The organism is Rhodospirillaceae bacterium (assembly GCA_016712715.1).
GTDB lineage: Bacteria > Pseudomonadota > Alphaproteobacteria > Dongiales > Dongiaceae > Dongia.
Genome location: JADJQM010000003.1, coordinates 172,905 through 185,526 on the forward strand (window position 1 = coordinate 172,905; position 12,622 = coordinate 185,526).

Below are 12,622 nucleotides of genomic sequence, written 5' to 3' on the forward strand. Positions count from 1 at the left end.
ACCAGGACCGGTAGCTTCAGCAGTCTCTCGGTTTCCCCGCTGACAACAGCCAGACAATGCCCCTCGCAACCATTGCCGCCATCGACCCCGCCTTGCTGCCGCGCCCGAGTGATCAGCGGCAGGCCGAACTCCATCTGGAACAATTGACCCAGAACCTGACGCCGGAGGCAGCCTCGCTCCTGGCAACTCCCACCGTTGCCGGTCTGCTCGCTGCGCTTTTCGGCAACTCTCCCTTCCTGGCTCGCTGCCTTTTGGCAGAAACTGAGGTGTTTTTTGAACTTTTAACCCAGGATATCGATTCTGTCTTTAACAATGTCGTGAAGGAGATATCACCCAAAGCATTGGAAAGCCTCGATGAAGTAGCGTTAATGACAGCCTTGCGCCGAGCCCGCCGGCAAGTGGCGCTCATCGTAGCAACAGCAGATATCTGCGGGTTGTGGGACCTCGGCGAGGTAACTGGTGCGCTGAGCAGCTTTGCTGACGTCTGTCTACAGGCAACGATCTCGCACCAGTTGCGCAAACTCGCACTTTCCGGGGAGATTTCCTTACCGTTTCCTGACGAGCCGGAACGGGATTGCGGCCTGATCGTGGTCGGCCTCGGAAAGCTTGGTGCCGGCGAACTCAACTATTCCAGCGACATCGACCTTATCCTGCTCTTCGAACGTGACAAGGTTCGCTATACGGGGCGCAAGACCGCCCAGGAATGTTTCGTCCGCCTGGCGCGAAATCTGGTGCGGATTCTGCAAGATGGAACCGCCGAAGGCTATGTCTTCCGCATCGACCTGCGCCTGCGACCCGACCCGGCTTCGACACCGCTGGTGATATCCACCCTGGCCGCCGAGACATATTACGAAGGCATGGGGCAGAACTGGGAGCGCGCCGCCATGATCAAGGCGCGTGTTGTTGCAGGCGATATCAGCGCCGGCGAGGTTTTTTTGTACCGGCTTAGGCCGTTCATCTGGCGCAAACATCTGGACTTTGCAGCCATCCAGGACATTCACTCGATTAAACGGCAAATCTACGCCGTCAAAGGGCATCGTCATGTGGCGGTCGCCGGTCACAACATCAAACTCGGCCGAGGTGGCATTCGCGAAGTCGAGTTCTTCGCACAAACCCAGCAGTTGATTTGGGGCAGACGCGCCAAGGAACTGCGCAAACGCGCGACCTGCGCGGCGATCGAAGGCCTCGTCCAAGTCGGCAAATGTCGGCGTGACGTCGCCGACGAGCTGATCACCGCCTATGCCTATCTTCGCAAAATTGAACATCGCCTGCAGATGATCGACGATCAGCAAACCCAGACTTTGCCGGACTACGGGCCGGCGCTGGACCGGGTCGCTATCTTCAGCGGTCATGCCAATACAGTGGAATTTGAAGCGATGCTGCGCCACCATCTGGGGCGGGTCGAAGATCACTACGCCGAGCTTTTCGAGGAGGCACCGACCCTGGGCGCCGAAGAAGCCGGTATTGCCGGCAGCCTGGTCTTTACCGGCACCGACGACGATCCTGAGACGGTGCGCAACCTTGAGAGCATGGGCTTTCCCAACGGCAGCGCCGTCGCCGCCCAGATTCGTGCCTGGCATCATGGGCGCTACCGCGCAACGCGTAGCGCTCGGGCTCGCGAATTGTTGACCGAGTTGATGCCGCGCCTGCTGACAAAGCTCGGTCGGACGGCAGAACCCGATACCGCCTTCCGCCGCTTTGATGATTTTCTGCGCGCCCTTCCGGCAGGCGTTCAGTTCTTCTCGCTCATCTATTCCAATCCAGCCCTGCTCGACTTGATCGCGGAGGTCATGGGAACGGCGCCACTGCTGGCCGAACAATTGGCACGGCGCCCGGCCTTGCTCGACGGCGTCGTTGCCGCCGGCCTTTATGACGCCAATGCCGATCGGGCAACATTGTCCTTGGATCTCGACCGCCAAATGGATCTGGCGACCGACTTCCAGGATGCCATTGACGTTCTGCGGCGCTGGACCAAGGACCAGCAGTTCCAGATTGGCGTGCGTATCCTGCGCGGTACCTTGGACGGAGATGACGCCGGTCCTTTGCTGTCGGACGTTGCCGACTGCGCATTGGCAGCATTGTTTCCGCTTGTTGCTGCCGAGTTTGAAGCCCAGCACGGGAAGTTGCCGGGCCGCGGCCTGGTCTTCTTGGCGCTAGGCAAACTTGGCAGCCGGGAAATGACCATCACGTCCGACCTCGACCTGGTCTTCATCTATGACGCCCCGGCAGACGTGCCTGACTGGGATACAAAGCTGTCCAGTGGTGCCAAGCCACTGGCACCGATCCAGTACTATGCCCGCCTCGCCCAACGCCTGATCAATGCCATCACGGCGGCCACGGGCGAAGGAAGGCTGTTTGAGGTCGACATGCGGTTGCGGCCGAGCGGCAATTCCGGACCCATCGCAAGCGGCCTTTCGCCGTTCGAAAAGTATCAAATGACCGAGGCATGGACCTGGGAGCATATGGCCCTGACGCGCGCGCGCGTTATCGCCGGCGATCCCGGTCTGGCCAATGACACGATGGCGATGTTGAATCGCGTTCTGCGCCAGAAACGCGATCCTGAAAAACTCCGGATCGATATCCTGGATATGCGGCGCCGCATGGCCCAGCAGTATCGCACTGACGACATCTGGGATCTGAAACACTGTCGTGGCGGTCAAGTTGATATCGATTTTATCTCGCAATATCTGGTTCTTAAAAATGCTGCCGAACACCCGGACATTGTCGCAGGCGACCCGGTTATTGCCTTGGGTCGCGCGCATCTCCTGGGGTTGATTGATCCCGTGACGGGCGACAGGCTGATCACCGTGGCAAGGCAGTGGCACCGCCTGCAGCAAGTCATCCGCTTGATTGTCGGTGGCAAACTGGAGGAAGAAAAGCTCGGCGCGCCGGCCAAGAAACATCTTGCTCAGATCGTGAGCGAACCGGATTTTCCGACACTTAAGGCCCTGATCATCGAGCAAGAGGCAATGGTTTTCGAATGCTTCGAGACCATATTTGACGTTGAATCCATCCCGGAATGAAGGAGACCACAATGGCACTCGAAATCGGCGCCAAAGCGCCTGCTTTCTCCATGAAGACCGATGGCGCAGGAAAAGTCGCACTGAGCGAGTTGAAGGGCAAGAATGTGGTCCTTTATTTCTACCCCAAGGATGACACCAGTGGCTGTACAGCAGAGGCATGCGGCTTTCGTGACCAATTGCCCAAGTTCAAGAAGCTGGACGCCGTCGTTATCGGCGTGTCGCGCGACAGCGTCGAGAGCCACGACAAGTTCAAGAAGAAGTACGACATCAACTTCACCCTCGGCTCGGACGAGTCCGGCAAGGTCACCGAGGCCTATGGCGTCTGGGTCGAGAAGAACATGTACGGCAAGAAATACATGGGCATTGAGCGCGCGACCTATCTGATCGACGGTAAGGGCATCATCCGCGGCGTCTGGCGCAAGGTGAAGGTACCGGGCCATGTCGAGGAAGTCGCCAAGGCGATCAAGAATCTCGATTGATGCTGGATCTGGCGCAAGAAGCCGTCGGGATTCTCACAACCGCCGACCCGCTGGAAAAGGCGGCTGCCGCCCGCAGTCTCGGCGTAGCGTGGCGTGGCGGGCAGGTGACGATCCAGGGCCCCGGCTCCCCACCGCCGCGGCCGGCGCGGCCGCTTCGCCCTGATCTCCGGCGCCCCGGAGACATGCCAAAACGCAAGGCCAACGGTGGGCTGGAGAAGCGTGTCGCCTTGCTGCACGCCTTGGCGCATATCGAATTCAACGCGATCGATCTTGCCTGGGATTTGATCGCGCGCTTCGGGTCAGCCGATTTGCCACGTGCCTTCTTCGACGATTGGGTGCGCGTGGGAGACGAGGAGGCACAGCATTTCACCATGCTGGCCACACGCCTTAATGAACTCGGCGCCAGCTACGGCGACCTGCCGGCCCATGACGGGCTGTGGCAGGCGGCCGAGGAGACGTCCCATGATCTCCTCGCTCGCTTGGCCATCGTCCCATTGGTGCTGGAAGCGCGTGGGCTCGACGTGTCGCCGGCAACGATTGCCGACCTCAGACGCTCGGGCGACGAAGCCTCCGCCGCCGCCCTCGACATCATCTACCGCGATGAAATCGGCCATGTCGCGGCTGGCAAGCGCTGGTTCGACCATGTCGCGCTCGCCCGCGGGCATGATCCAGCGACGATCTGGCAGCATCTGGTGGCCAAGCATTTCCGCGGCCGGCTGAAACCACCTTTCAACCGCGCTGCGCGCGACGAAGCCGGATTCTCCGCCGCCTTCTATGAACCCATCGCGCTCGCCTAGGCGGGCAAGGCGCCGAACAGCAGGTTATCTAGACCGCGTACCAGCCCCTTCAGCGCCACGACACGCCGCGCTGCCAGCAATGTGCCCGCAACATAAGGACCGGCCGAGGTCCCGGCATCATGACGGATGGTCAGACGCTCGCCATCCTTGCCAAAGATCGCTTCCACCGCGAGCACGTAGCTTGGCAGCCGCACGGCATGGACACGTCCGCCACCCACGTCGGCGCCGCGCGCTTCTTGGGGGCCGATAATGTCCTTAATGGGATAGCCGGGAACGCTCTTCTGGATGGCGCCCATACGCTCGGCCAACTCGCGGGCCGTTCCCGAAGGCACATCCGGCTTGGTCGCCTTCGCATAATCGATGATCTCATAGTCGGATACGTGCTGCGCCGCCAGGAGCGAAAAACGCGTCAGCAAGCTTGCTGTGATCGAGAAATTGCCGCTGGCGACAACGCCCAACCCTTGCTTGTCGGCGAACTTGGCGATCTCATCATATTCGGCGGCGGCGAGACCCGATGTACCAACCACCGCCGGCACACCCATCTCCAGGGCCTTCAGCACATTCGCCTTCACCGCCGATGGATGTGTGTAGTCGATGTAAACGTCGGTCGGCTCGGACTTGAGCGCCTCTTCCACGCTGGCCGACACCCCGAGGCCCAGCGCGTCCAGGCCGGCCACGATCCCGGCATCCTGGCCGGCTGCTTTGCGTGCCACGGCGCCGGAAAGGGAAAGATCCGGAGCCGCCACAATTCCCGCCACCAAGGCCTTTCCAGTCCAGCCGGTGGCACCACCGACGCAGATACGAAGCGACATAACTAACCCCTTCAAATAAGTATGATGTTTACCAGAGGTGCGACGGCATGCCCCACAGCCGGCAATGGCTCGGGGCTTTGACTTCGGTCTGGCGACAGAGGATATTGCCATTAGCGTCATAGAACCAGCCGCCAAGGATGGCAAACGGCTGGTCTTTTTATGTTCGGAACAGGGATATCATGACCGCAAGACCCAATTCGCTCGCAGCGCGTGACGGCGCCTTTCATTTCCACGGCTATACCAATGCGCTGAAGAATGAGCAGGAAGGCGGTTTTGTCGTCACCCGTGGCGATGGCCCCTTCGTATATACCGAGGACGGCAAGGAGTATTTCGACGGCTTGTCCGGCCTGTGGTGCTGCTCGCTGGGTTTCGGCCCGCAGCCGCGCCTGGTCGAGGCGGCGAAAAAGCAGATGGAAACGCTGCCATTTTACCACACCTTTACCCAAAAGGTGGCGGCCCCGGCCGTGGAACTGGCTGAGAAGCTGGTGCAGCTGGCACCGGTGCCGATGTCGAAGGCCTATTTCTGCAATTCAGGCTCGGAAGCGAATGATACCGCGGTCAAGATGATCTGGTATCTCAACAACGCGCTGGGCCGTCCGCAGAAGAAGAAGATCATCGCCCGGGTGAAGGCGTATCACGGTGTCACCGTCGCTGCAGCATCGCTCACCGGCCTGCCGGCGCTCCACAATGATTTCGATCTGCCGATCGCCGGCATCCTGCGCACCGACTGCCCGCATTACTACCGCTTCGGCGAAGTCGACGAGAGTGAGGAAGCGTTTGCCACGCGCTGCGCGGACAACCTTGAAAAGCTGATCCTGGCGGAAGGGCCGGATACGATCGCGGCACTGTTCGCCGAACCGGTCCAGGGCGCCGGCGGCGTCATCATCCCGGCCAAGACCTACTGGGCGAAGATCACCGCCATCCTGAAGAAATACGACATCCTGCTGGTGGCCGACGAAGTCATCACTGGCTTCGGCCGGACCGGCAACTGGTGGGGTACGCAAACCTTCGGCCTGCAGCCGGACATCATCACCTTGGCCAAACAGCTCTCCGCCGGACAACTGCCGATCGCCGCCGTTCTGATCAACCAGCGCGTGTTCGAGGCGCTGCGCGACAACTCCAACAAGCTGGGCGGCTTCGCCCACGGCCTCACCTATTCCGGCCATCCGGTTGCCGCGGCCGTCGCGTTGGAGACGATCAAGATCTATGAAGACCTCAAGATCGTCGATCACGTCCGCGCCGTGGCGCCGCATTTCCAGCGCGAGATGTTGGCCTACGCCGCTCATCCGCTGGTGGGCGAGGTGCGCATGGTCGGCCTGGTCGGTGCCATCGAACTGGTCAGGAACAAGCAGACGCATGAAAGCTTTGATTCCAAACTCGCTGTCGGTCCGACGCTGGTCAAGTTCGCCCACGAGCATGGGCTGATCGTGCGCCCGGTGATAGACTCGCTCTGCTTCTGTCCGCCGATGGTATCGACCGAGGCGCAGATCACCGACATGTTCGGTCGCTTCGGCCGGGCGCTGAAGGACACGCAAGATTGGCTGAAGCGTGAAGGACATGCCTGACAAACAGACCGACTTCGCAACCCTCTTTGCCGCCCGTCTCGAGGCGCTGAAGAACGAGGGCCGTTATCGCGTCTTTGCCGATATCGAGCGCATCGCCGGCCGCTTTCCCAAGGCGCTCTACCGCAGCTCGCTGGGCGGCACGCCGACCGAGGTAACGGTCTGGTGCAGCAATGACTATCTTGGCCAGGGTCAGGATCCGGCGGTCATGGCCGCCATGCAAGCGGTCATCGCCAGAACCGGGACGGGTGCCGGCGGCACCCGGAACATCTCCGGCAACAGCCACGAACTGGTCGAACTGGAGCGCGAGCTCGCGGTGTGGCACGGCAAGGAAGCAGCGCTTACCTTCACCTCCGGCTTCGTCGCCAATGAGGCGGCGCTGAGCGTACTTGCCCGTCAGATCCCGGATTGCATCGTCTTCTCCGATGCCTCGAACCATGCATCGATGATCGCCGGCATTCGCAACAGCCGGGCCGCGTACCAGGTCTTTCGCCATAACGACGTGGCGCATCTCAGGGAACTGCTGGCAGCGGCGCCGGCGGGTCTGCCAAAGCTCATCGCCTTCGAGAGTGTCTACTCGATGGATGGCGATATCGCCCCCATCGGCGCGCTATGTGATGCCGCCGCCGATTTTGGGGCGCTCACCTATCTCGACGAAGTTCATGCGGTTGGCCTTTACGGCACAACCGGTGCCGGCATTGCCGCGCGCGATGGGCTCTCGCATCGCCTCGACGTCATCCAGGGAACTCTCGGCAAGGCATTTGGCCTGATGGGCGGCTACATCGCCGGTTCGGCCTTGCTCGTCGATTTCGTGCGCAGCTTCGCGCCTGGTTTCATCTTCACGACGGCTCTGCCGCCGGTCATCGCCGCCGGTGCCAGGGCCAGCCTTGCCAGTCTGATCGCGGCGGGTGACCTGCGGCGGAGGCACCAGGCAAATGCCGCCCAGCTGAAGCAGTTGCTGGCAGAGGCCGGCCTGCCCGTATTGCCCAGCGAAAGTCATATCGTGCCCCTGATGGTCGGCAATGCCGACGCCTGCCGGGAAGCCGCGAGGCTCCTGCTGCAGCGTCATAAAATATATGTCCAACCGATCAACTTTCCGACCGTGCCGCGTGGCACGGAACGCTTGCGCCTAACCCCGACGCCTTTCCACGATGAGGCCCTGATGATGGCGCTGGTGGATGCACTACGTGATGTTTGGCGCGAATTGTTTCTGCCACTTGCCGCCTAAGGTTGCTGCACCAATTCACTGAAAGCTCTCTGAATTGAGACCATCTGCGTTTTGCATTTGACTCATTAAGCTCGGTTGCTTTAAACGCGGATGGCGGGAAAAAATGCCGCGGCCGCGAAGGGGTCCTTTGGATGCATTCGCGGTACTAAAAAAACCAGAAACAGCGAGTGATGTGACCTGTCAGGGTTACTCATACGGGGGCTAAGCTTAGGGACGATGGGAACGACCAACGATCCGTTTGTCACATTTACCGATGTCCAGAAAACCTATGACGGCGAAACTCTGGTCGTCAAAAACCTCAATCTCAGGATTGAGCAAGGGGAATTCTTGACCCTTTTGGGTCCGTCCGGTTCTGGCAAGACGACGACGCTCATGATGCTGGCCGGCTTCGAAGTGCCGACCCATGGGCGTATCGAAATGGGTGGCGTAGAGATCAACAACGTCGCTCCGCACAAACGCAATATCGGCATGGTGTTCCAGAACTATGCCCTGTTCCCGCATATGACGGTCGAGGAGAACCTCGCCTTCCCCCTGCAGGTGCGCAAGGTCGCCAAGGACGAAATCACCAAGAAGGTCCAGCGCGCCCTCGACATGGTGCAGATGCCCCAGATGAGCAAGCGCCGGCCGGCGCAGCTCTCCGGCGGCCAGCAGCAGCGCGTAGCACTCGCCCGCGCCCTCGTCTTCGACCCGAAATTGGTTCTGATGGACGAACCATTGGGCGCCCTCGACAAGCAGCTGCGCGAGCATATGCAGATCGAGATTAAGCATATTCACGAGCGCCTGGGTGTTACCGTGGTCTACGTGACCCACGATCAGTCCGAAGCGCTCACCATGTCGGACCGGGTCGCCGTGTTCAATGACGGCATCATCCAGCAGTTGGCCAAGCCCAGCGATCTCTATGAGCGCCCGGAAAATTCCTTCGTCGCGCAGTTCATCGGCGAGAACAATCGCCTCAGCGGCAAAGTCGCCTCGGTCAATGGCAAGTCCTGCGGTGTCGAGATCCCCAATTTTGGACTGGTCAATGCGATACCAGTGAGCGTGCAGAGCGTGGGCAGCCCGACTACCCTGTCGCTCCGCCCTGAACGGGTGCGGATCAACCCGGAAAGCGGCGCCTACGCCAACCAGTTCGATGCCGAAGTGCAGGAACTGATCTATCTAGGCGATCACACGCGCTGCCGCGTCTCGGTCCTCGGCAATTCGAACTTCATTATCAAGGTTGCCAACGCCGAAGGCGTTCCCAGCCTGACCCCCGGACAGATCGTCCGGGTGGGCTGGAAGCCTGAGGATTGTCGCGCGCTGGACGCCTACTGACGCGGAAGTGTTTGGGCGGTCGCCCCCTGCGACCGTCATGATGTGCGGACGTCACCATTTGGCTACCGGGCCCGGGCTTCACACCGCTCCGGCCGGGCTCCGGGAGAGACGAGCGGTAAGCTTAAGCGATTCCAGGCCGAAACCCGTTTCGGCCGGGGCAACAGGGAAGGTTCCACAATCATGAAGAAAAATCTCCTCACCACGGGCTTCGTTGCTGCGGTTGCAGCGGCGGGTGTCCTCGCATCGGTCGCCTATGCGGCTGATGGCTTGACCGTCGTCTCCTGGGGCGGTGCTTATCAGGAAGCGCAGCGCAAGACGATCTTCGAGCCGTTCAACGCCAAGACCGGCAGCGCGATCAAGGAAGAAGAATATAACGGCGAAGTCGCCAAGATTAAGGCGATGGTCGAAAGCGGCACAGTGAGCTGGGACATAATCAGCGTTGATACCGCCACCGCCCTGCAGGGCTGCGATGACGGCGTTCTCGAAACGCTCGATTACTCCAAGATCCTCGACAAGGCCAAGGTGCTGCCGGGTGCGGCACTCGATTGCGCGATCGGCAGCGACGTGTATGCGACGGTGTTTGCCTACGATACGGCCAAGCTGCCGAACGGCCCGGCCAGCATCAAAGACCTTTTCGATCTCGAGAAGTTCCCGGGCAAGCGCGCGCTGCAGAAGAACCCGTTCGTCAATCTCGAATGGTCACTGATTGCCGACGGCGTTGATCCGGCGCAGGTCTATGACGTGCTCGGTACGCCGGAGGGCGTAGATCGCGCTTTCAAGAAGCTCGACACCATCAAGTCGCAGGTCGTGTGGTGGGAAGCCGGCGCTCAGCCGCCGCAGCTGCTCGCCGACGGCGAAGTCGTGATGACCTCGGCCTGGAACGGCCGTATTGCCAACGCGATCAAGGAAGGCAAGACCTTCAAGATCGTCTGGGACGGCCAGGCGCCCGACCTCGACATGTGGGCCATTCCGAAAGGCACGCCGAACCTCGACAAATCGTACGAGTTCCTGGCCTTCGCCAGCTCGGCCGAAGTCCAGTCGGCATTGGCGCCGCACATCCCCTACGGCCCGACCAACCTCGATGCGGTTGCCCTCGTCGATCCGGAGCTGGCCAAGTCGTTGCCGACCCATCCGGACAACCTCAAGGCCGCCATTCCGCTCAATCCGCAATTCTGGGGTGACAATGGCGAAGAACTGCGTGCCCGCTTCAATACCTGGCTGGCACAGTAACCAAGACTGAGACGGCCCTGGCGGAAGGTCACTTCCCGCCGGTATCGTTTTGGTGACCTGAGTATTTTTGACGAACCATTTTGATGGCGGCTTCCGGCGACATGAGTGTCAGCGCAATATCCGATGATCGATCGACCCTGAAATCAAGACTGCGCCGCGCCGAGCGCGTGCAGCGTCTCCGCGCCATTGGCCTCGTGCTGCCGTTGTTCCTGTTTATCCTGGTTGTGTTCGTGACACCCATCATCATTCTGATGACACGGGCGGTCGACAATCCCGAGATCGCCGACAGCTTGCCACTTACCAGCGCCGCGCTCGCCAATTGGGACCGTGAAGATGTTCCGGGCGAAGACGTGTTCGCGGCTTTTGCCGTCGATCTGGTCGCGGCCCAGAAGAACAAGGCTACCGGCCTTATCGGCAAGCGCCTCAATTACGAAATGCCTGGCACACGCAGCAAAGTGCTGCAGGCCGGCCGCGCTGCCGAAAAGATGACGGCGGCCCCCTACAAGGATGCCTTCCTGAAGCTCGACCCGCTCTGGGGCAAGATCGAAACCTGGAAAGTGCTGGAGCGCGCCAGCCACCGGAACACCACCTTCTATTTGCTGAAGGCGGTCGATCTGCAATGGAGCGCCAATGACGAGATCGTCAATGTGGCGCCTGACCAGGCCCTGTTCCGCGATGTCTTCGTTCGCACGCTCGGCATCAGCACGCTGGTGACGTTCGCCACGCTGCTGCTGGGCTTCCCGCTCGCCTATATGCTGGCGACATTGCCGCCCAAGCATAGCAATATCCTGATGATCCTGGTCCTGCTGCCGTTTTGGACATCGTTGCTGGTGCGCACCACCGCCTGGGTCGTGTTGTTGCAGACGGAAGGACCGATCAACGATCTGCTGCTCTTCCTCGGCCTTACGGACGAGCGCCTGCAGCTCATCTTCAGCCGCTTCGGCACCATCGTCGCCATGACGCACATTCAGCTGCCGTTCACCCTGCTGCCCATCTACAGCGTCATGCGCACGATCTCGCCGAACTATGTCCGCGCAGCGCGGTCCCTGGGCGCCGGCCCATTCCACGCCTTCTGGACGATCTATTTCCCGCAGACGATGCCTGGCATCGCTGCCGGCTGCCTGCTCACTTTCATCCTGAGCCTCGGCTACTACATCACCCCGGCGCTGGTCGGTGGCCCGACCGACCAGATGATCAGCTACTTCGTGGCGCTGTACACGAACAAGGAACTCAACTGGGGCCAGGCATCGGCCCTTGGCGCCATCCTGCTGATGGCGACACTGGTCCTTTATGCCGTCTATAACCGTCTGGTCGGCATCGACAAAATGAAGCTCGGATAAAGATCATGATGGCCTTGCCCCCCTACGCATCACCGCTTGAGCGCCTGTGGCGCGTCGCGTTCATCCTGTTGTGCGCCCTGGTGTTGCTGTTCCTCATCTCGCCGATCCCTGCGATCATGCCGCTGAGCTTCAATGCCGAGCCCTACTTCACCTATCCGATGCCTGGCCTGTCCATGAAGTGGTATGCGGACTTCTTCCAGGATCCGCGCTGGCTGGATTCCGTGCGGGCCAGCGTCTTCATCGCGGTCTGCACGACTGGTCTTTCCATGGTTTTCGGCACGCTTGCTGCCCTGGGTCTCAGCCGCAGCAATTTCCCGCACCGCGCCCTGGTCATGGCCTTCCTTATCTCGCCGATGATCGTGCCGGTCGTCATCACCGCCGTCGGCATGTATTTCTTTTTTGCGACGCTTGGCTTCAACAACACCTACTTCGGCATCATCCTGGCGCATACGGCGCTGGCCACGCCCTTTGTCGTCATCACCGTGACGGCGACGCTTATCGGCTTCGACCAGTCACTGATCCGCGCCGGTGCCAGTCTCGGCGCGCCGCCAATGACCGTGTTCCGGAAGGTAACCTTCCCGTTGATCCTGCCAGGCATTATCTCCCGCGCGCTGTTCGCCTTTATCACCTCGTTCGACGAAGTGGTGGTGGTGCTGTTCATCGCCAGCCCCGACCAGCGCACCCTGCCCAAGCAGATGTTCAGCGGTATCCGCGAGCAGATCAGCCCGACCATCGCCGCCGCCGCTACTTTGCTGATCATCTCCGCTGCCTTGATGCTGGTTGCGGTCGAACTGCTGCGGCGACGTTCCGAGCGCCTGCGCGGCATCAGTTCCTGATCAG

Annotated in this window: 10 protein-coding genes; 9 read left to right on the forward strand and 1 reads right to left on the reverse strand. The window is 60.8% G+C overall.

The genetic code is table 11. The features are described from left to right. The first annotated feature begins 56 nt into the window (after nt 1-56). Genes IPK59_18620 through IPK59_18630 form a run of 3 tightly spaced genes read left to right on the forward strand, consistent with a single transcriptional unit; the run spans nt 57 to nt 4,299 of the window. Entirely contained in the window at nt 57-3,023 is a 2,967-nt protein-coding gene (locus tag IPK59_18620; GenBank protein MBK8160685.1) for a bifunctional [glutamine synthetase] adenylyltransferase/[glutamine synthetase]-adenylyl-L-tyrosine phosphorylase, read from the forward strand. Between the two features lie 11 nt (nt 3,024-3,034). Continuing rightward, nucleotides 3,035-3,502, forward strand: coding sequence for a thioredoxin-dependent thiol peroxidase (gene bcp, locus IPK59_18625; protein MBK8160686.1), 468 nt, complete (start codon nt 3,035-3,037; stop codon nt 3,500-3,502). Then, nucleotides 3,502-4,299, forward strand: a complete 798-nt coding sequence (locus IPK59_18630; protein ID MBK8160687.1) for a ferritin-like domain-containing protein — start codon at nt 3,502-3,504, stop codon at nt 4,297-4,299. The genes bcp and IPK59_18630 overlap by 1 nt, the downstream gene beginning before the upstream one ends. On the opposite strand, the gene dapB is transcribed toward IPK59_18630, so the two are convergent. Next, nucleotides 4,296-5,111, reverse strand: a complete 816-nt coding sequence (gene dapB / locus IPK59_18635) for a 4-hydroxy-tetrahydrodipicolinate reductase (GenBank protein MBK8160688.1) — start codon at nt 5,109-5,111, stop codon at nt 4,296-4,298. The two genes, IPK59_18630 and dapB, sit on opposite strands and share 4 nt — an antisense overlap. Before the next feature lie 179 nt (nt 5,112-5,290). On the opposite strand from dapB, the gene IPK59_18640 reads away from it, so the two are divergent. The 6 genes from IPK59_18640 (at nt 5,291) to IPK59_18665 (ending at nt 12,618) form a co-directional block, all read left to right on the forward strand. Beyond that, the gene (locus tag IPK59_18640) at nt 5,291-6,676 is read left to right on the forward strand and encodes an aspartate aminotransferase family protein (GenBank protein ID MBK8160689.1); all 1,386 of its coding nucleotides are present in this window, start codon (nt 5,291-5,293) and stop codon (nt 6,674-6,676) included. After that, on the forward strand, nt 6,669-7,901 hold the full coding sequence (gene hemA / locus IPK59_18645; GenBank protein MBK8160690.1) for a 5-aminolevulinate synthase: 1,233 nt from the start codon (nt 6,669-6,671) through the stop codon (nt 7,899-7,901). The genes IPK59_18640 and hemA overlap by 8 nt, the downstream gene beginning before the upstream one ends. Before the next feature lie 216 nt (nt 7,902-8,117). Continuing rightward, the gene (locus IPK59_18650) at nt 8,118-9,212 is read left to right on the forward strand and encodes an ABC transporter ATP-binding protein (GenBank protein ID MBK8160691.1); all 1,095 of its coding nucleotides are present in this window, start codon (nt 8,118-8,120) and stop codon (nt 9,210-9,212) included. A 180-nt stretch (nt 9,213-9,392) separates the two neighbouring features. Next, nucleotides 9,393-10,442, forward strand: a complete 1,050-nt coding sequence (locus IPK59_18655) for an ABC transporter substrate-binding protein (protein ID MBK8160692.1) — start codon at nt 9,393-9,395, stop codon at nt 10,440-10,442. Between the two features lie 101 nt (nt 10,443-10,543). Then, the gene (locus IPK59_18660; GenBank protein MBK8160693.1) at nt 10,544-11,782 is read left to right on the forward strand and encodes an ABC transporter permease; all 1,239 of its coding nucleotides are present in this window, start codon (nt 10,544-10,546) and stop codon (nt 11,780-11,782) included. 8 nt (nt 11,783-11,790) lie between these two features. Continuing rightward, complete coding sequence (locus IPK59_18665) at nt 11,791-12,618, forward strand: ABC transporter permease (protein MBK8160694.1); 828 nt, start codon at nt 11,791-11,793, stop codon at nt 12,616-12,618. The last annotated feature ends 4 nt before the right edge of the window (nt 12,619-12,622 follow it).

What these genes read in the sequence shown, in the direction of transcription:
- IPK59_18620 (MBK8160685.1), top strand. Translation starts at nt 57, where the DNA reads ATGCCCCTCGCAACCATTGCCGCCATCGACCCCGCCTTGCTGCCGCGC.
- bcp (MBK8160686.1), top strand. Translation starts at nt 3,035, where the DNA reads ATGGCACTCGAAATCGGCGCCAAAGCGCCTGCTTTCTCCATGAAGACC.
- IPK59_18630 (MBK8160687.1), top strand. Translation starts at nt 3,502, where the DNA reads ATGCTGGATCTGGCGCAAGAAGCCGTCGGGATTCTCACAACCGCCGAC.
- dapB (MBK8160688.1), bottom strand. Translation starts at nt 5,111, where the DNA reads ATGTCGCTTCGTATCTGCGTCGGTGGTGCCACCGGCTGGACTGGAAAG.
- IPK59_18640 (MBK8160689.1), top strand. Translation starts at nt 5,291, where the DNA reads ATGACCGCAAGACCCAATTCGCTCGCAGCGCGTGACGGCGCCTTTCAT.
- hemA (MBK8160690.1), top strand. Translation starts at nt 6,669, where the DNA reads ATGCCTGACAAACAGACCGACTTCGCAACCCTCTTTGCCGCCCGTCTC.
- IPK59_18650 (MBK8160691.1), top strand. Translation starts at nt 8,118, where the DNA reads ATGGGAACGACCAACGATCCGTTTGTCACATTTACCGATGTCCAGAAA.
- IPK59_18655 (MBK8160692.1), top strand. Translation starts at nt 9,393, where the DNA reads ATGAAGAAAAATCTCCTCACCACGGGCTTCGTTGCTGCGGTTGCAGCG.
- IPK59_18660 (MBK8160693.1), top strand. Translation starts at nt 10,544, where the DNA reads ATGAGTGTCAGCGCAATATCCGATGATCGATCGACCCTGAAATCAAGA.
- IPK59_18665 (MBK8160694.1), top strand. Translation starts at nt 11,791, where the DNA reads ATGGCCTTGCCCCCCTACGCATCACCGCTTGAGCGCCTGTGGCGCGTC.